The 18,971-nt window shown below is 70.7% G+C and carries 16 protein-coding genes; 9 read left to right on the top strand and 7 right to left on the bottom strand.

The features are described from left to right. Positions 1-21: 21 nt before the first annotated feature. The gene (locus ACWCQ6_RS06055) at positions 22-903 is read right to left on the bottom strand and encodes a helix-turn-helix domain-containing protein (protein WP_451085874.1); all 882 of its coding nucleotides are present in this window, start codon (positions 901-903) and stop codon (positions 22-24) included. A gap of 329 nt (positions 904-1,232) precedes the next feature. Here ACWCQ6_RS06055 and ACWCQ6_RS06050 point away from each other — a divergent pair, with 329 nt between their 5' ends. After that, positions 1,233-1,730, top strand: coding sequence for an ATP-binding protein (locus tag ACWCQ6_RS06050; RefSeq protein ID WP_451085872.1), 498 nt, complete (start codon positions 1,233-1,235; stop codon positions 1,728-1,730). Between the two features lie 96 nt (positions 1,731-1,826). On the opposite strand, the gene ACWCQ6_RS06045 is transcribed toward ACWCQ6_RS06050, so the two are convergent. Next, positions 1,827-2,069: a DUF397 domain-containing protein gene (locus tag ACWCQ6_RS06045; protein WP_037690973.1), complete on the bottom strand. Its 243-nt coding sequence runs from the start codon at positions 2,067-2,069 to the stop codon at positions 1,827-1,829. 263 nt (positions 2,070-2,332) lie between these two features. On the opposite strand from ACWCQ6_RS06045, the gene ACWCQ6_RS06040 reads away from it, so the two are divergent. Next, entirely contained in the window at positions 2,333-2,815 is a 483-nt protein-coding gene (locus ACWCQ6_RS06040) for a hypothetical protein (protein ID WP_451085870.1), read from the top strand. 18 nt (positions 2,816-2,833) lie between these two features. Here the strand turns inward: ACWCQ6_RS06040 and ACWCQ6_RS06035 are convergent, their stop codons facing one another. Continuing rightward, positions 2,834-5,005, bottom strand: coding sequence for an FUSC family protein (locus ACWCQ6_RS06035; RefSeq protein ID WP_451085868.1), 2,172 nt, complete (start codon positions 5,003-5,005; stop codon positions 2,834-2,836). Positions 5,006-5,174: 169 nt separating this feature from the next. After that, positions 5,175-6,371 (bottom strand): DUF2786 domain-containing protein, encoded by a 1,197-nt coding sequence (locus ACWCQ6_RS06030; RefSeq protein ID WP_451085866.1) that lies wholly within the window; start codon positions 6,369-6,371, stop codon positions 5,175-5,177. A 548-nt stretch (positions 6,372-6,919) separates the two neighbouring features. Here ACWCQ6_RS06030 and ACWCQ6_RS06025 point away from each other — a divergent pair. The 4 genes from ACWCQ6_RS06025 to ACWCQ6_RS06010 all read left to right on the top strand — a co-directional run bounded on the left by ACWCQ6_RS06025 (position 6,920) and on the right by ACWCQ6_RS06010 (position 12,730). Beyond that, the gene (locus ACWCQ6_RS06025) at positions 6,920-7,939 is read left to right on the top strand and encodes a DUF1259 domain-containing protein (RefSeq protein WP_451085864.1); all 1,020 of its coding nucleotides are present in this window, start codon (positions 6,920-6,922) and stop codon (positions 7,937-7,939) included. A gap of 211 nt (positions 7,940-8,150) precedes the next feature. Then, positions 8,151-9,356 carry a cytochrome P450 gene (locus ACWCQ6_RS06020; protein ID WP_451085862.1) on the top strand — a complete coding sequence of 402 codons (1,206 nt, stop codon included), beginning with the start codon at positions 8,151-8,153 and terminating at the stop codon, positions 9,354-9,356. A gap of 496 nt (positions 9,357-9,852) precedes the next feature. Next, on the top strand, positions 9,853-10,911 hold the full coding sequence (locus tag ACWCQ6_RS06015) for a type III polyketide synthase (RefSeq protein ID WP_451085860.1): 1,059 nt from the start codon (positions 9,853-9,855) through the stop codon (positions 10,909-10,911). Positions 10,912-11,035: 124 nt separating this feature from the next. Next, complete coding sequence (locus ACWCQ6_RS06010) at positions 11,036-12,730, top strand: bifunctional 3'-5' exonuclease/DNA polymerase (RefSeq protein ID WP_451085858.1); 1,695 nt, start codon at positions 11,036-11,038, stop codon at positions 12,728-12,730. Here ACWCQ6_RS06010 and ACWCQ6_RS06005 read toward each other — a convergent pair. Next, positions 12,693-12,899: a hypothetical protein gene (locus ACWCQ6_RS06005; protein WP_451085856.1), complete on the bottom strand. Its 207-nt coding sequence runs from the start codon at positions 12,897-12,899 to the stop codon at positions 12,693-12,695. The two genes, ACWCQ6_RS06010 and ACWCQ6_RS06005, sit on opposite strands and share 38 nt — an antisense overlap. A gap of 67 nt (positions 12,900-12,966) precedes the next feature. Next, positions 12,967-13,146, bottom strand: coding sequence for a hypothetical protein (locus tag ACWCQ6_RS06000; protein WP_451085854.1), 180 nt, complete (start codon positions 13,144-13,146; stop codon positions 12,967-12,969). Positions 13,147-13,331: 185 nt separating this feature from the next. Here ACWCQ6_RS06000 and ACWCQ6_RS05995 point away from each other — a divergent pair, with 185 nt between their 5' ends. From ACWCQ6_RS05995 to ACWCQ6_RS05985, 3 genes are all read left to right on the top strand, one after another. Further along, complete coding sequence (locus ACWCQ6_RS05995; RefSeq protein ID WP_451085852.1) at positions 13,332-14,012, top strand: phosphotransferase; 681 nt, start codon at positions 13,332-13,334, stop codon at positions 14,010-14,012. A 597-nt stretch (positions 14,013-14,609) separates the two neighbouring features. After that, positions 14,610-16,034, top strand: a complete 1,425-nt coding sequence (locus ACWCQ6_RS05990; RefSeq protein WP_451085850.1) for a helix-turn-helix transcriptional regulator — start codon at positions 14,610-14,612, stop codon at positions 16,032-16,034. Positions 16,035-16,789: 755 nt separating this feature from the next. Then, entirely contained in the window at positions 16,790-18,211 is a 1,422-nt protein-coding gene (locus ACWCQ6_RS05985; RefSeq protein WP_451085848.1) for an aldehyde dehydrogenase family protein, read from the top strand. 70 nt (positions 18,212-18,281) lie between these two features. On the opposite strand, the gene ACWCQ6_RS05980 is transcribed toward ACWCQ6_RS05985, so the two are convergent. Next, positions 18,282-18,944, bottom strand: a complete 663-nt coding sequence (locus tag ACWCQ6_RS05980; protein ID WP_451085846.1) for a LuxR C-terminal-related transcriptional regulator — start codon at positions 18,942-18,944, stop codon at positions 18,282-18,284. Between the last annotated feature and the right edge of the window lie 27 nt (positions 18,945-18,971).

Genomic DNA, 18,971 nt, shown 5'->3' with positions numbered 1-18,971 from the left:
AACCGTCATCGTACTGACGAATCAGATGAGTTGAAGCAGACCGCGAAGCAGATCACGGCTCCCCTCGGGCCCCGGGCTGTCCTCGTGCAGCCGCGTCATGGCCTTTTCGTACTGGGCGACGTCCTCGGCCTTGTCCAGATAGAGCGAACTTGTCAGCTGCTCCAAATAGACAATGTCCGACAGATCGGATTCGGGGAATCGCAGCATCGTAAAGGAACCGCCCTCGCCGGCATGCCCGCCAAAACTGAAGGGCATGACCTGGAGAGTGATGTTGGGCTGCTCCGACATTTCGATCAGATGCCGCAATTGCCCGCGCATCACTTCACGGTCGCCGTACGGCCGGCGCAGCGCCGCCTCGTCCAGTACGGCATGGAAGTGGGGGGCGCGTTCGGAGACGAGGGCCTTCTGGCGCTCCAGCCGCAGCGCCACGCGGCGGTCGATCTCGACGGCGGGCGCGGCGCCCATGCCGCGGGTGACGACCGCGTGCGCGTAGGCCTCGGTCTGCAACAGGCCGTGGACGAACTGGACTTCGTACACCCGGATGAGCGACGCCGCACCCTCCAGGCCGATGTATGTCTGGAACCAGCCGGGCAGCACGTCTCCGTAACTGTGCCACCAGCCCGCCACATTGGCCTCACGGGCCAGGCCGAGCAGAGCGTCCCGCTCCGCTTCGTCCGTGACTCCGTAGAGCGTGAGCAGGTCCTCGACGTCCCTGGCCTTGAAGCTCACCCGTCCCAACTCCATGCGGCTGATCTTCGATTCGGAAGCCCGGATGGAGTAGCCGGCCGCCTCACGGGTTATGCCGCGCGAGTCGCGCAGCCGCCTGAGCTGCGAGCCCAGCAGGATGCGCCGCACCACAGATCCACTCGACTCGCCTGCCGCCACTGGCCCGGTCCTCCCCATCGCTTCCTGGACACCGGGGCTCCCCCCTGAACCCCAAGTGCCGGATTCTGCCATCAAAACGCTTCAGCCCGTACTCATTCGATTACGGAAATGAGAAGCCTTACAGAGAGCCGCGAAAATACCCGTGGGAAGAAATGACCAAGAACCGGCACGGGTTCGGACAGGTCAGGCGCGTGCACGTGCATCTGCCCTTGCATCTGCCCAGGGCATTGGGAACCATGGGGCTCGCGCACCTGCGTGCTCGTTCGTGTTGTGCCGCTGTACCCCCCGCAGTACCGATACAGCCGCGAATCCCGGGAGTGCCTCGCATGGGGACGAATGGATCGACGATGCTCGAGCCGTTACGGCAGGGGCTTCCCCCCATCGATCCCTCAGCCGTCTCCGGATCGGCGACCTGCACCCTGCCCGCCCGCTACGAAGCGGTGGGCGGAGCAAGGCGGTTCACCCGGACGACGCTGAACGCATGGGGTCTTTCCGAGCGCTTCGACGATGTCGCACTCGTGGTCTCCGAACTCGTCACCAACGCCCTGCGGCATGCCCTGCCCCCGGACAGCGGCGCACCCGATTCACAGGATCCGCCCGTACGGCTGCACTTGATGCGCTGGAGTTCACGCCTGGTGTGTGCCGTGCGCGATCCCAGCCAGGAGAGCCCGATCGCCTCCGAGGCGCCGGACTGCGCCGAATCCGGCCGCGGTCTCTTCCTCGTGGAGTCCTTCAGCGACTCCTGGGGCTGGCACCCCTCTCCTGAGCCGGAGGTCCCGGGCGCGCTGTCGGCACCGCGCGGCAAGGTGGTCTGGGCGCTGTTCCGGCTCTCCGACGGCGTGTGACCCGGCCGGCCGCGACGAGGGCTCCCGCTCGGACCGTGCCGGGCGGGAGAGCCGCCGGCCGGCGGTCCGGGCCGGACTACGGCCCGCGGAATGTACTCAGCCGCCCGCTATGAGGTGGTCGAACTCCCCGTCCTTCACCCCGAGCAGCAGTGCTTCTATCTCCGCCGGTGTATAGACCAGCGCCGGCCCGTCGGGGTGGCGCGAATTCCGCATCGCCACATCCCCGTCGGGCAGTTTCGCGAACTCCACGCAGGAACCCTGGGAGTTGCTGTGTCTGCTCTTCTGCCAGACGACTCCGCGAAGCTCTGTGGCCGCCATGCCGTTGTACACGTGGTGCACAGGACGCTCCCCGATTTGCAAGGTGCAAGTGTCAACTGTCCGGGATCATAGCTGTGTTCAAATTTCCCTGCATGGGCAGATGCATGCGCGGATGCACGTGCACACGGGGTGTTCTCGCGATTACAGCTTTACCGTACGGACATCCACATGGACAGACGCATCTGATGCCGTTTCGGCTCCGTCTACCCCTGTTCGAGCTCACCATCCCGCCGTATCCCGCTGATAACTTGGCCCGGTCTTTCGTCGACAAGGGGGAATTAAGGATGCGCAGAGGTGTACGTACCGGTGCCGTGATCGCCACCGGAATCCTCACCGCGGTGGCACTGACCGGCTGCAGCAGTGACAGCAAGAAGAACGACGAACCGGCCGGCGGCTCCGGCGCCGGGCAGACCGCCCCGGCTCCCGGCGACGACAGCGGCTCCGAGACGGACGCCGCGGCGCTGGAGGGCGGTTGGGCCGGAAAGACCGACGGCAAGGCAGTCGTCCTGTCGGTGTCGTCGGGGAAGGCCGCACTCCTCACCGAACAGCACGCCTGCACGGGCACCGCACAGGGCACGGGCAAGGTGACACTCACGCTGAAGTGCGTCGACGGCGGCGAAGACCGCACCACGGGGTCCGTCGAGTCCAACGACGGCAAGACCGTCGTGGTGTCCTGGGACAGCGGGGTCAAGGACACCCTGGCCAAGACCGACCCGGGCGCACTGCCGTCCGGCCTGCCGGACCTGGAGGGCCTGCCGACACCCTGACGGATTCCGCACGCTCCGTCAGACCGCTGTATCCCCGGGCGGGTTGCGGGCCGGCTCGGGCTTCCTCCCCGGTTTCCCGTCCAGTCCCCGGGAGAACTCCTCCAGGGCATCGAGGAGGAGGTGGGCCCCTTCCCGTACGAAGGGGTCCGCCTCGCCCTCGTCCGTGCGCTGCCGCGCGTCCCACTGCGCCAGCGCCTCGCGCACCTCGGTCCAGTCCGGCACCCGCCGCTCCCGCACCGCCTTCGCGCCCTGTTCGGTGGCCCGGCGCAACGCCTCGGCCAGGCGTGCCGCGTCCGGTACGGGGGTGGCGCCGCCGCCCGGCAGATGGGCCTCCAGCAGCATCGCGGCCCGGCCGAGCTGGGCGAGCGCGTGCTGGGTGTCGTCGGCGGCGGCGCGGGAGAGGCCGCGGTTGCGCACCGGTTCGTGCTGGGCGGCGGCCAGCGCCTCCTGCCAGGCGACCCGGGCCTCACGGGTGTCGAGCAGCGCGGAACGCACGTCGTCGTGGCCGCGCGCGGCCGGCTCGGCGTACTGGTCGACCACCGAGGCGGCGTACCGCCCGTCCGCCTTCAGCCAGTCGCCGAGCCGGCCCCGGAGCCTCGGCGTCTCCCAGGCCGGGTAGAGGGCGTACGAGATCATCGCCAGGAGGCCGCCCGCGAGGGTGAGGACGACCCGTTCGAGCACGGTCTGCGACCAGTCGTCGCCCGCCATGCCGAGCAGGAAGACGACATACGCCGAGATGCAGGCCTGGCCGACCACGTACCCGGTGCGCATCAGCAGATACATCAGCAGGGCGCAGAACACGGAGAACACCGCGGCCATGGTCACCCCGGGGCTGGTGGTCTCGACGATCGCGGTGGCGAGCGAGACGCCGACGATCGTGCCGCCGAACCGGGCCACGGACCGCCCGTACGTCTGGGAGAACTCCGGCCGCATGACCATGACGGCGGCCATCGGCGCCCAGTAACCGTGACCGAACGGCAGCGCGGTGCCGATGAGATAGCCTCCGGCCACGACGACGGAGACCCGGACGGCGTGCCGCAGGATCGGTGACCCCGGGCGCAGTTCGGCGCGCATCGCCCTCAGGGCGACGGGGAGCAGCCGCAGCAGGGTGGGGCGGCGGCGGTGCGGGGCCGCGGGAGTCCCGTCCGCGGGCGCCTTGATGGCCTCGGCGGCCTCCTCGGCCCTGGCGTCCTGCTCCTTCGTGCCCTCGCCCTCGGCCGTTTCGATGACGTCGGAGAGCAGCGCGCCGAGCCGGTCGGCGGCGCGCAGCGGCGGGCCGGTGAGGAGCGTCCCGGTGTCCGGGGTCTTCAGCGCGGCCACGGCGGACGGGGCGAGTTCGACCGGGTCTCCGTGCCGGATCGCGCGGGCGGCCGAGTCGAGCACCGATCCGGCGGCGGCGAGCAGCTCGCGGACCCGTTCCCGCTCCGGCCCTTCGGACGGCACGCCCAGCGACGGGTCGGCGAGCGAGGCGAGCACCGGCCTGATCCGCTCGGCGACCCCTCGCGGACCCCGCAGCTCGGGCGGCCGGCGGCGGGCCTGGCGCGGGGTGACCGCGGCGGCGCTGCGGGCCGTCATCAGCGGAACCGGGTCGAAGGGGGCGAGCGGGTCGTGGCGCAGCCGGCGGGCGTAGTCGGCCTCGGCGGCCAGCGCGTCGGCGAGCGCGTCACGCTGGGCGCCCCATCTCCGTACCGGGAACAGGACGATCAACGCCGCCTGCACCAGGCCGCCGAACAGGATCATCACGGCGTGCAGGGCCGAGTCCGCGACGGAGGTGGGCAGGGTGACCGTGACCAGCATGATCGCCACGTTCGACGCCGCGATGATGCCTGCCGTCGGCCCGGCCGCCCAGGCCAGGCCCGCGAGGAACGTCCAGAGCACCAGCAGGGCGAGGAACAACAACAGCCGGGAGCCGGTGAGATAGCCGAGGAACGTCGACACGGCGAGGCTCGCCCCGGAGACCAGGGCGAGCACGGGCCGGGGGCGCCAGCTGCGCTGGAAGGTGGCGATGGCCGCCTGGAACGCGCCGAACGCGGAGCTCGCGGCGACCACGGGCCCGAAGAACGCGAGGCTGATCCCGATGACGAGGGCGAGACCGGCCGCGCCGCGGATCGCGATGAGCGGTTCGAGGCGCCGCCGCTCGATCGACAGGCCCGAGCGGGCGGTCTCCTTCAGCGCCCGGAGCCAGCTCATGCCCAGAGCCTAACCGGAATCACCGTTTGGTCCGAGTTGCCGGAAATCCGCTCGCGATGGCGGCGCCTACCACTTGCCGCGCCCGTCTCGCAGCTCCGGACCGCTCGCGGCGGCGCCTACCACTTGCCACGCCCACCCCGCAGCTCCCCACCGCTCGCGGTGGCGGCGCCTACCGCTTCCCGCGCCCGCCGCCGAGCTGCGGACCGTTCCCGCCCATCCGCGCCCGGTCCGCCGCGGCCGTGCCGTGGGTCCAGCCGTCCAGGTCGGTGGCGCCCCGGACCCGGGTGGTCGTGGTCTCGGGGAACATCCGCTCGGCGGTGTCCGTGACGGCCATGTCGCGGGCGGCGAGCACCGGGAGCAGATGAGGGGCGCCGGACCCGGCCGGACCGGCCCCGCCCCCACCCTCGGCCTCGGCCTCGGCGGTGACACGGGCAGCGTCGGCGGCGAGCCTGCTGCCCAGGCGCTGGGCGTACGCCATCAGGAACGACTGCCGGAACGTCTTGGTCCGCTTGCGTCCGCCGGCCCGCTGTCCCGCCTCCGCCTTCGTCATCGCCGCCGTGCCCTGGACCAGCAGGGAGGTGTACAGCAGTTCCACGGCGTCCAGGTCCGGCTCGAAGCCGACCACCGTGGAGAAGCCGAGGTCACTGTTCCACACCGCACGGCAGCGGTTGGCGGCGGCCACCGCGTCGAGCAGGATCGCCTTCGCCGTCTCGTACGGCGCGTCGACCCCGATCCGGCACGCGCCCGGCGCCTCCTTGCTGTGGGTGCGGGCAGCGAGCAGGGCCTCGTCGATGGAGTGCCGGGCCATCAGCTCCTGCGCCTTGGTGGTCAGGGCCTCCGCCTCCTCGGGGAAGCCGGTCGCCTCCGCCTTGGCGAGCAGGGCACGGATCCGGGTCAGCATCCGGGGCTCGTCGTGCGCGGGCGGCAGCCGAAGTCCGTGCGGGGCGGCGCCGGGCGGGGGCCCGACCGGCTCGATGGCGGGAAGCCGGAGCAGCAGCCGGTACAGGCCGAGGACGGCGCAGGCATAGGAGAAGCGGTCCGGGCGGTTGCGGGGCGGGGCGTCCGGGAGTGCGTCGAGCTGGGACCGCCAGCGCGGCGGAAGCCTCTCGTACCGGGCGGTCTCCGAGCCGATCAGCCCGGCGGCGAGGCCGGCCGCGTTCTCGTCGAGCTCGCGGCGGACGAGGCGTACGACATCGGCGGGCTGCCAGCCGCGCTCCCAGGCCCGGCGGACGAACTCCTCGCCGCGCCGGAACAGTTCCGCGTCGGCCGCCGGGTCGGCGGCGAGAAGGGAGGCCCCGGTGTCGAGACCGGCGTCGCCGTCCGAGTAGAGGGCTGCCGCGAATGCCTGATCGACCACCGGTTCCATGAGGTCAGGGTAGGCAGGGCGGTGTCCCCTCCTACGGCTGGCCCCGCCCCTGGCCGGCCCTGCCCCGTGGACGGGCTCCGGTGGTCGTGACCACGGGGCTCGGAGACGCTTCGACAGCGAGGCCGGCCACAGACTCACTCATCCACACCCTGTGGATATCGAACCCCCGCACGATCCCGGAGGCTCGCCCCGGTGACGCGGGACGACGGCGGGGGCGCCGTACGCGCCCGGCACGCGCCCGACGCCGTGGGTGCGGACGCGCCCGTCGCCGAGGTGTGCGCACATCTGCCGCGTTGTCGCCGATCGACAACGCACTTTCCCTCACCTCTCAGCTGCGTTCGAGCAGGGGAGACCCCACCCGCCTCGATCCTCCGCCTCGCAGCTGCACGCACCCGGCCCCGCCCCTTCTCCCGCCCTCCCATTGCCGACCGGTCTTAGTCCATCCAGCGACACCCGCTGACGGTGCATCCGCTTTCTTCCTTTTGTCGCGATTTCGCATGCTTTCATCTCGCCATGAAGGCGACCAGGCGACCCATGGAGGCGAACCGATGATGACCGGAGACCGACAGCAGGACAGCGGCGCAGGGGCGATCACGTCACGACGGCGGATCCTTGCCGCCGCCGCCCTCGCGCCCGTACTGACGGTGGCGAGCCCCACCACCGCCCGTGCGCTGCCCACCGGGACGGCCGGGGCGAGGCACAACGAAGCGGGGCACGGAAAGCGGGTCAGGCCGGTGCCGACCGGCCTCGCCGACTGGGCGGACGTGGCGAACGCACTGGGCCGCACCGGCAGCATGCTGCGCGACACGATCTACCACACGAGCTTCCCCCGACGGGATCTCCGCGTGGTCTCCGACGGCATCGTCGTCACCCCGGGGCTCGCGCTGGGCACGCATGTGGCCTTCGTCCGCTACGCCGACGGCACCACGATGCTCATGGGCGACGTGGTGGTCACCGAGCAGGAGCTCCAGCAGGTGACCGACGCATGGCAGGCGCACGGGATCGAGCAGACCGCGCTCCACAAGCACCTGCTCTCCCACACCCCCGACGTCTGGTGGGCCCATGTCCACGGACACGGTCACGACGCGGTCGCCATGGCCCGCGGGCTGCGCGCGGGCTTCGACCGCACCGGCACCCCGCCGCCCGCGCCACCGCTGCCGTCGGCCCCGGTCGACCTGGACATCGCCAGGATGGAGGCGGTGCTCGGCGCCAAGGGCTCCATCGACGGCGAGATCTACAAGATCACCTTCCGCCGCCGCGAGACCATCGCGGACGGCCATCTGATCCTGCCTGCCGGCCTGGGGTCGACCAGCGCGTTCAACTTCCTGCCGGTGGGTGGCGGCCGGGCCGCGCTCAGCGGCGACTGCGCCATGATCGCCGACGAGGTCCCGCACGTGCTGCGGGCCCTGCGACGCGGCGGGATCAAGCTCGTCGAGCTGCACAACCACCATCTGTCGGAGGACCCCCGCCTGCTCTTCGTCCACTTCTGGGCGGTGGGCGACGGCGTCGAGCTCGCCCGCGCCCTGCGCCCCGCGGTGGATGCCACCGACGTCGTACCGAACGCCTGAGACCCCGGCCGCGCCGGTCGTACACCACCGGACCCGTGCCGGTCGCCGGACCGCATTGCGCCGGTCCAGCGACCGGCACCGTCGAATCCGTTCTGCATATGGACCAATCGGCCCGGACCGGCGCGTGGCCCCGTCGGCGATCGGGCACCCATGTCCCGTCCAGCCCGCACCTTCCATGAACCACCCGTCAGACCCCCATCTGGAGCTCCGCATGGAACCAGTCGCCGGCGCACGGCACTGCCCGTTCGACTACGCCGAGGCCCTTGAATTCGACCCGGTGCTCAGGCACTTGATGACCGAAGAACCCGTATCCCGCATCCGTCTCCCGCACGGCGACGGCGAGGCGTGGCTCGTCACCGGCTACGACGACGTGCGTACGGTGACCACCGACCGGCGCTTCAGCCGCAGCGCCATCATCGGCCGGGACTTCCCGCGCATGACCCCCGAGCCGATCGTCCAGGACGAAGCCATCAACGTCATGGACCCGCCGGGCAGCAGCCGCCTGCGCAGCCTGATCTCGAAGGGCTTCGCTCCCCGCCACATGGAGCGCATGCGGGTACGTACGCAACATGTGGTCGACGAGCTGCTGGACCGCATGGAGGAGCACGGCGCCCCGGCCGACCTGTTCGCGCATCTGGCCGCCCCGCTGCCACTGACCACCATCTGCGAGGTCCTCGACATCCCGGAGGCCGACCACGCGCAACTGCGCGGCCACGCCCGGACCATGATGGACACCACGGTCGAGAACAAGGAGGCGGCGATCCGGTCCAAGGCCGAGCTCCGCGCCTACTTCGGGGAGTTGACCGCCGAACGGCGTGCCAACCCGGGTGACGACCTGATCAGCGCACTGGCCACCGCGCGCGACGGGGACGAGATCCTGAACGACCAGGAACTGACCGTCATGGCCATGGTCCTGCTCATCACCGGCCAGGACACCACCACGTACGAGATCGGGAACATCGCCTACACGCTGCTCACCAGGCCCGATGAGCTCGCCACGGTGCGCGATCGCCCCGAGATGCTCCCGCAGGCCATCGAGGAGCTGCTGCGCTTCATCCCCTTCCGCAAGGGCGTCGGCATCCCCCGTGTCGCCACCGAGGACGTGGAGCTGAGCGGAGTGCGGATCCGGAAGGGGGACATCGTGCACGTCTCCTATCTGACGGCCAACCGGGACGGCCGCAAGTTCGACCGCCCCGACGAGCTGGACCTGGAGCGCCAGGGACCGTCCCACATGACCTTCGGGTGGGGCGGGCACCACTGCCTCGGCGCCCCGCTCGCGGCCACGGAACTGGAGGTCGCCATCGGAACGCTGCTGAAGCGCTTCCCCGCCCTGAAGCTGGCGACACCGGCCGAGGAAGTGCGCTGGAACAAGACGTCGATCTGGCGCTATCCCCTGGAACTGCCCGTCACCTGGTGACCGGGGACCGCGGGGTGACTCGCCCGTCGTGGGCGACTCACCCGTCGCGGCCGTGGCCGACGCCGGGCCGTCATCGATCATGCGTCGGCCCACGGCGTCCGGCAACCGGGGAGGTCCCGGGGCGCCGGACGCCCCGGAGACTCCCGGCACGAAGCCCAGCCGCACGGCGATGTACGCACCGCCCGCGACGGGCCGTGCGTACATCGCCGTGCGGCTCGACATGCGGCCCCGATCCGCCTGCCGTAGCGTGTACCCGACGGCCACCCCAGCCGTGGCGGAACCTCCTTTCCGCCCACGAACGGCTAGGACTCAGTCTTCCGACGGTCGGCCCGTCCGCGCCCGTTCCAGGGGTACCTGACCCGGCGCCGGAATCCACCACAGCTCCACGTCCGCGCAACGCCGCGCGTACGGAGCCGCAGTGGCCGTCTCCGGCAGGCGAACGCCCCGGAACCCTTCGGGCCCGGCCGTGTGGACCATGTCCGCTAGGAGGAGTTCCATGGCGGTTCTCTGCAAGCCGGCCATCGCGGTTCCCGAGTACATCATCACCAACGAGGAAACCCTTGAGCTGGCTGAACGGTTGCACGGCGACCATCCGCAGCTCGACCTGGTTCTTCGTCTGATCGAACACACCGGGGTGCAGAAGCGGCATCTGATCCAGCCGATCGACAAGGTGTTGCAGCACCCGGGCTTCGACGCCCGCAGCATCACGTACGAGGAACACACCAAGGCCCGGGTCCCGGCGGTCGTGCGCCGGGCGCTCGACCACGCCGAACTGGAGCCGCAGCAGATCGACTTGATCGTCTACGTCTCCTGCACCGGCTTCATGATGCCGCCCCCGACCGCGTGGCTCATCGGGGAGATGGGCTTCCGGCCGGAGACCCGGCAACTGCCGATCGCACAGCTCGGCTGCGCGGCGGGCGGTGCGGCCGTCAACCGGGCGCACGACTTCTGCACGGCCTACCCCGACGCCAATGTGCTGATCGTGGCCTGCGAGTTCTGCTCGCTCTGCTATCAGCCCACCGACCTCGGTGTGGGTTCGCTGCTGTCCAACGGTCTGTTCGGCGACGGCATAGCCGCCGTCGTGCTCCGCGGCAGCGGCGGCACGGGAGTACGCCTGGAACGCAACGGCTCGTACGTCATCCCGGCCACCGAGGACTGGATCTCCTACGCGGTCCGGTCCACCGGGTTCCACTTCCAGCTCGACAAGCGGGTGCCCGGAACCATGGAACCCCTCGCACCGGCCCTGGAGGCGCTCGCCGAGGAGCACCAGTGGAACGCCGGAAAGATGGACTTCTACATCATCCACGCGGGCGGTCCGCGCATCCTGGACGACCTGAGCCACTTCCTGGACGTGCCGCCCGAGGCGTTCCGCTTCAGCCGCGCCACGCTCACCGAGTACGGCAACATAGCCAGCGCCGTGGTGCTCGACGCCCTCGGTCGCATGTTCGACGAGGCCTCGGCTCTCGACGGTCACCGCGGCCTGATGGCCGGCTTCGGCCCCGGCATCACCGCCGAGATCTCCCTGGGCACCTGGACCTCCGAATCCGATTCCTGACGCCCTGCGCTCCCCCGGTCCCGGCGCCGTCCCCGGCGCCTGCGGACCGGGGGACACCCGCCACCCGCCACCGTGCGTCCGAGTACCAGCATCGATGTCAGTGCCGGGTGCCAGACTCACAGGCATGACCGAACGTTGGGCTCTGGCCATGACGGAGACCGGCGGCGCCGTCCTGGCCCCGCTGACCGCCTCCGGCCTGCCCGCCGCCCCGGTCGTCACCGAGCCCGATCTCGTGGCGGCGGTCCGCGCCCGCCCGGACGTCACCCGCTGGGTGTGGCGCTCCACCGCCGAGATCTACCCACGGCTGCTCGCGGCCGGCGTCCCCCTGAGCCGCTGCTACGACATCGAGGTCGCCGAATCCCTCCTGCTCGCCCATGAGGGCCGCCTCGGCGAGCCCCGCTCGGCGTCCGCCGCCCACGCCCGACTGCACAACGCCCCCGTACCGCCCGACCCCCCGCCCCGCTCCGCGGAGCCCGGCTCGCAGTCCTCGCTCTTCGAGCCCCCGTCCGGCACCCAGCTGCCCTTCGACGGCCTGCTCCAGGTCTACGCCGACCAGCTCCGCCGCCACGACGCCACCGAGCACCCCGGCAGAATGCGCCTGCTCACGGCCGCGGAATCGGCCGGAATGCTGGTCGCCGCCGAGATGAACCGGTCCGGCCTCCCCTGGCGCGCAGACGTCCACCGGGAGGTCCTCCACGAGTTGCTCGGCGAGCGTTACGCGGGCGGCGGTGAGCCCCGCAGACTGGCCGAGCTGGCCGACGAGGTGTCGGCCGCCTTCGGCAGACGGGTCCGCCCCGACCTCCCCGCCGACGTGGTGAAGGCCTTCGCGCAGGCCGGCATCAAGGTGAAGTCCACCCGCCGCTGGGAGCTGGAGGAGCTGGACCACCCGGCGGTGCAGCCCCTCATCCAGTACAAGAAGCTGTACCGGATCTGGACGGCGCACGGCTGGAGCTGGCTCCAGGACTGGGTGCGCGACGGCCGCTTCCGCCCCGAGTACCTGCCGGGCGGCACGGTCAGCGGCCGCTGGACGACCAACGGCGGAGGAGCGCTGCAGATCCCCAAGGTGATACGGCAGGCGGTCGTCGCCGACGAGGGCTGGAGCCTGGTCGTAGCGGACGCCGACCAGATGGAGCCCCGGGTGCTCGCCGCGATCTCCCGGGACCCCGGTCTGATGGAGGTGGCGGGCCACGACGGCGACCTGTACACGGCCCTGTCGGACCGGGCGTTCCACGGCGACCGGGACCACGCCAAGCTCGCGCTCCTCGGCGCGGTCTACGGCCAGACCTCGGGCGACGGCCTGAAGAACCTGGCCGCCCTGCGCCGGAGGTTCCCGCTGGCCGTGGCCTATGTCGACGATGCCGCGAAGGCGGGCGAGGAGGGACGCCTGGTACGGACCTGGCTGGGCCGAACCAGCCCCCCGGCGGCCGGGAGCGAGGCGTACGAGGAGGCCGGCATCCCGCAGGAGAGCGCCGAGACCTCATCCACCGACGGCGGGTTCACCCCTGGTCACGCATCGGCGAACGCCCGCGCGCGGGGCCGCTTCACCCGCAACTTCGTGGTGCAGGGCAGCGCGGCCGACTGGGCGCTGCTGCTCCTGGCCGCCCTGCGCGGCTCGCTCCGCTCCGCCGGCCTCCGCGCCGAGCTGGTCTTCTTCCAGCACGACGAGGTGATCGTGCACTGCCCCCGGGAGGAGGCGGAGGCGGTGGTGGCGGCGATCCGGGCGGCCGGTGAGCTCGCCGGGCGGACCGCCTTCGGTGGGACTCCGGTGCGTTTTCCGTTCACTACGGCGGTGGTGGAGCGCTATTCGGACGCGAAGTAGAAGCGCTGCCCGGTCCCTTGCCCGGCACCTCGTCGAACCCGGCCAGCCCTTGGTCGTAGTGCGCCGGAGGCAGATGCCGATGCCGATGCCGGGTATTGAGCAGATGGATGACGAACGCCGCGACCGCGATCATCGCCAGGACGACCACGACCATGACCAAGGTGTCCATGCGATACCGGCCCCCTTCGATGCCCAAGGCCGACCCAGCGGCTCACCGGGAGCCGTAGGTATTCAGGCTACTCCGCCGCCCGGCCCCCCGCTCCGACAGGAACCGGGGCCGGGAAGGGATCCGGGCCGGTGGGGGTACGGAGGTCGGGGACCGGATCGGCGGACGCGCTGCCGGTCAGACCTGCCAGCGCGAGCACACCGACGGCCACGGCGGCGGTGCACGCGGCCAGGGCACGTCTGCGGAGCATGGATCTCTCCACGGAACTCTCCTTGACTTCGGGGGAATTGCCGCCAAGGTAGCCGCGTACACGTCATCCCCAGGAGATCCCGTCCGCCCCCTCACTTCGCGTTATGGGGCCCCTGACCAGCGCCTTCGGTCCCCATCTCGCCACCACGCCGCCACATCCGGCGTCCGCCCCCGTAGGTTCGCCTCATGCGAATTGGTGAGCTGCTGGGTGCGGGACGGTCCGCCGATGTGTACGCCCTCGACGAGAAGTGGGTCCTGCGCCGTTACCGCGACGGCATGGACGCCACCCCCGAATGGATGGTCATGTCCTACCTCGGCGCACACGGCTACCCGCTCCCCCGACTCGGACCCCGGGACTCGGAGACGCCCCCCTGCGACCTGGTGCTGCAACGCCTGAACGGCCCGACGATGCTGGACTCCATGCTGACCGGCGACCTGTCGGCGGCCGACGCGGCGGCCATGCTGGCCGGCCTGCTCGCCGAACTCCACACCGTCCCGGCCCGGCTCTCCCCGCACCCCGAGGACCGGATCCTCCACCTCGACCTGCACCCGGACAATGTGATGCTGACGGACCGGGGCCCGATGGTGATCGACTGGGGCAACACCAGGGAGGGCGATCCGGCCGCGGACCGGGCCATGTCGTCCCTGATCCTGGCCCAGGTGGCGGTCGACCACGACTCCCCCGCTTCGGCGGGCGCCCGCGCACTGCTGGACGCCCTGCTGCCGCACCTCTCCGCCTCCGGCGGCATCCCCGACCGTCGCCTCGCCGAGGCCGCCTCGCAGCGCGCCGCCAACCCGACGATGAGCCCGCACGAGGTGGCGCTCATCGGCCGGGCAGCATCCCTGATCACGGAGCTGACGCCCTGAAAGGCGCCCCCGCCGCCCGGCTCACTTCTCGGCAGGACGCACCGGCAGCGAACAGACGTGCTGCGGGGTCGTCCTGGACTCACCGGGCGAACGAGGACGCGACGACGGCGATCGGGGTGCAGGTCAGGGTCGAACTCATGGACGGCACGGTCGAGACCGAGGAGTGCGGGGAGTGCGAGGTGTTCGCCGGCTCCGCAGGAGCTTCGACCGACTCGGCCCGGAAATGACATCCGCGGCCGCGGAGAAGGCCATGGACATGGCGGTGCGATGTTTCAGCCAACGCTGATCTTGTCAGGTGACCGCGGTGGGCCTTCTCTCGCCCCTCCCGTCCCTTCACTTTTCGAAATTCCGAACGACAAAGTCGCCATATCCCCGCTTTTCGGCCACCTTGCCCGATGGCCTGAATCCATAGCCCCCGGCGGCAAGTGCCTGGTGCCGGCAGAGGGGCGGAATTAACGTGGCAGGGGGCACCGGCACGAGGGGGACGCGGGCATGACTGGCAAAGGGGAGGGGAATTTCGAGAAGTTTTCGAATTCACCACCCTTCGATATCTCCTCACTGAGCGACATACTTTATCTCATCAATTCCCGGAACCTGTTGGATTCCGAAGCCGAGCCTCTCGCAGAACTCGACGAGGCCCGGATCAGTTTCATCCGCGGGCACAGCCGCCTCGCGCTGCGCTCGATCGACGCCATGCTGCGCGGCATGGATCCGTCGGCCCGCGAGTACCTCGACATCGTCGCCCTCCGGCTCCTGGTCGTGGCGATGACGGGGGAGGACGCCGGATCCCTGATCGCCGAGGCCGGTAAGTCGTACCAGACCGGTTCCAAGGCTCTGGATGTCATGGCGCTCTGCCTGAAGGCGAACAGGTGCTGGTACGCGGGAGACCTCATCCAGGGGCTCTGGCTGAATCAGGTCGCGGTCGAGCAGGCCCGCAATGCCGCTCCGATGTGGAAGTTCTACGCGAATTTCCTACTCGCGAAGCGGCTCATCGACATCCACGTCCCTTATCAGGCGGACCGGATCATCCAGGACACGCGGGAACTCGCCGGCAGCGCGGGCCTCTTCGTGTTCGGGCCGATGCCCGAAGCTCTCGAGGCGGTGCGGCACTGGCAGGAGGGACGGCTGGACGAGGCCGAGCGATCCGCCCAGCTCACCATTCGGCTCAGTCAGCAGTACGCCTCGACCTTCGGGGTCAAGATAGCGCTGTCGGTCCTGGCGATGGTGAGCCTGGGGCGTGCGGACTGGGCGAAGACCGCGGAATACCTGGAGGTTTCTCGTACCAGGTCCGAGCTGTACGGCATGCCGGATTCCGTCGCGCGCGCCGAGTGCGGGGAGGTGGCCCTGGCCTACGCCCAGGCAGGACCGCGCGCCGCGGCCGAGCAGATCCGGGTGCGTTGGGCCCGGCTGGGCACCGGTTCGGGGTTCTTCGTCGAGGACCCCGCCCGCCCGGCGTGGCTGATCGCCGTCGCCGGGCAGGCGGGTGACATCGCGCTGGGCGAACGGCTGCTGGGAGAGATCGAGCATCTGGTCGAGATCAATCCCGGCGTGGCCGTGCTGGAGACGGCGGCGGACAGTGCGCGTGCGGCGATGGCGGGAGACCGGCTGGAGCTGTCGACGGTGCTGCCGCTCACCCACCCCACCGCGGCACCGGCTTCCTTCCCGGGCGGGCAGAGCGCGCCGAACGTGCGGCGAACCGCCCGGGAACAGACGGACACCGACGCCGTGGCGAGCACATCGGACGCATCGGCTCTCGTCGCCCGGCTCACCCGTCGGGAGCTCGAGATCGCCCGGCTCGTGGGACGCGGCATGACCAATCAGGGGGCCGCGCAGCAACTCGGGCTCTCTCCGCACACGGTGAACTTCCACCTTCGCAACGTCTTCAGGAAACTCTCGATATCGACGAGGGTCAGGCTGAGCACGATCATGTTGCAGGCGGAGCCGATCATGTTGCAGGCCGAGCACAACCAGCCGGGCGGCGTGGCCACGGCCTCTGCACGACGCCATGACACCCGGCGTTGAGCTGGATCGATCTCCAGCTCTGCGCCGGGGACCGGAGCGCCTGAGTGGACCGGTCGAGCGGACCACGGTGAGTGCTGTGCGGTTCGGCCCCGGCCAGGAGTTCACAGGAGACGGCGAGATCGCCGAAGACCTGCACCAGCGGCCCCGCCAAGCGCGTGGGACGCGGCCCGGTCGACGACGAGTCCCAGGTCGTCCCTGTCGCGCAGCCCGGTAGGAGCGCCGGCCGGCCAGGAAATGCACCCACGGGAGTGCCGCTCCGCGAAGGGCTGTCCCGTAATCCCCGGTGGATCAGCGCGCGGCGTCAGATGCGGTGCATCGCAAGGCGGAGGGGCGTCCGCGTACTGGACGCATGCGGACGTTCCGACAACGCGGCGAGGAGTGGGGTCTCCCCTGCTCGAGCGCAGCCGAGAGCTTGGGGAAGCAGCTGTCGTCGCGCGCCCGCCGGGGATTACGGGACAGCCCTGAGGAGAGGCCGAACATCTTGGCGGAAAGTCGCAGCCCCTTTGCGACGGTCGGCGGAAGCCGGAATGCCGGGCGAAGGCAACCATCGAGGAGCACGGCCACGCGAGGCCACGCGGGACGCCCTGGGACGGAACACCTGCCGATGAGCGGGTTCGACGACCTCCGGGCGACGCTGAGCAAGGCGGCGAAGACCGACGCCTACGAAGCGACCCGTCCTGGCTGGCTGCCGACGACGCTCGGGTCATGACAGAGCCCGATCGTGGAGAACGAGGAAGAAGAGAGCTGGAAAGACGATGGCACATCTGTACGGCATCGATGCCCGGTCCGGCGAGCGTCTGGAGCCCCCGGTCCCGGAGACCACGCCCGAGGAGGTGGCGGAGCGGTGCGCGGCGGCCGACCGAGCGACACCTGTCCTGGCCGCGCTGCCGCTCGGTACCCGAGCCCGGATGCTCGAGGCCGTCGCCGCAGCCCTCGACGCCGTGGCGGACGAACTGATCGCCTCGGCCGACACGGAGACCGCGCTGGGGCGTGCCACCCTGGAGGCCGAACTGGTGCGGACCACCAACCAGTTGCGCCTTCTGGCCGAGGAGGTGCGACGCCCCGACTTCCTGGGCGGACGCACCGAGCCGGGCCCGGACGGCACGCCGTCGTTCCACCGGACCCTGCTGCCCGTCGGCCCGGTCGCGGTGTACGCGGCGAGCAACTTCCCCTTCGCACTGGCCGTCGCCGGTTCGGACACCGCCGCGGCGCTGGCCGCGGGGTGCCCCGTCGTCGTCAAGGCGCACCCCGGCCACCCCCTCACCTCGCGGCGCATCGGCGACATCGTCACCGAGGCACTGCGGGACGCCGGAGCGCCGGACGGCACGTTCTTCGTGGTGCACGGGATGGCGGCCGGACAGGCGCTGATCACGGATCCGCACATCAGGGCCGCCTCGTTCACCGGTTCCCAGACCGGCGGCCGCGCGCTGTTCGACGCTGCCGCCTCCCGCCCCGACCCGATCCCGTTCTTCGGTGAGCTGGGCAGCGTCAACCCCGTGTTCATCACCCGGGCGGCCGTCTCGGCCCATCGGGCGGAGATCGTGTCCGGCTTCGTCACGGCAGCCACCCGCTATGTCGGCCAGCTGTGCACCAACCCGGGGCTGCTGTTCCTGCCCGCAGGCCACAGTCTGGAGGAGGCTCTGGCGGCCGAGCTGTCCACGATCCCTGCGGCCCCCCTGCTCAACCAGCGGATCCTGGAAGGCTTCCGCCAGGGCATCCAGCGCCTGACCAAGGCCGCGGACCCGCTGGTGGCCACCGTCGACGGTCCCCATCTTTTCCGTACGACGCTCCAGGACTTCCTGGAGCGCCCGGAACTCACGGAGGAGTGTTTCGGCCCGGCGTCCGTCCTCGTCGCCTACGACGACGAGGCGGAACTGCTCGCGGCAGCTGCGCGGTTGCCGGGGTCCCTGACTGCCACCCTGCACGCCGAACCGTCCGATGCCGCGCTCGTGGGGCAGCTTCTTCCCGTGCTGACCCGCAAGGTGGGGCGCGTGGTGTGGAACGGCTGGCCCACCGGCGTGGCGGTGAACCGGACGATGCACCACGGCGGACCGTGGCCGGCGACCACCGGGGCCGCTCACACCTCCATCGGCACCGAGTCCGTCCGCCGCTTCCAGGTTCCGGTGACGTTCCAGGACTTTCCCGGAGAACTGCTTCCGGCCGCACTGCAGGCGTAGTCGCCGATGGCGTGAGGCGGGACGCGGTGGCCGAACGACCGCGTCCGCCCCACGCCGCCGTGCTCGCTGATCAGGAGGCGGAGGGCTGCCGTCGCAGCGTCAGCAGCCGCATCCTCTCCGCCTTGTTCATCGCGCCGATGCGGGTGTCGACATCCAACTTCAGGTAGATGTTGGTCAGATGACGCTTCACCGTTCCTTCGGAGATGAACAGCGACCGGGCGATGTCGGAGTTGCGCAGCCCCTGCGCGACCAGTTCGATCACCTCGATCTCCCGCTCGGTGAGGATCCCTCCGTCCGGATCGCTCAGCCGCTCCATCATCCTGCGCGGCACGGACAGCAGGACACGGTCGTGGCTGCGCGCCGCACCACGGATCGTGGCGACCAGGTCGGCGCCGGTCGACTCCTTGGAGATGAAGGCGTGCACACCGAGACCCATCGCCTTGCTCACCGTGCGGACGTCCTCATCCGCGTGCAGGACGGCGATGCTCACCGAGGGCCCGAGATCGAGGAGTTGACGCAGCAGCGTCATGAGTGGCGGCCCCGGCAGCTCCGCGTCGACCAGCACGACATCGGGACACTGCCGCGTCGCCGCCGCGAGTACCGCTGACCCGGTGTCGCCCTGTCCGACGACGTGCACATCCGACGTGGCGTCCAGGATCTTGGCGACTCCCTCCCTGAAGAGATCACGCCGACCGCCCACCAGCACACGAATCCGCTCCTCAGCCCTCAGCACGCAGCCTCCAAGACTCTGCAGAGCGAT

Source organism: Streptomyces sp. NPDC001880, assembly GCF_053594575.1.
This window is presented reverse-complemented; position numbering and strand designations above follow the sequence as displayed.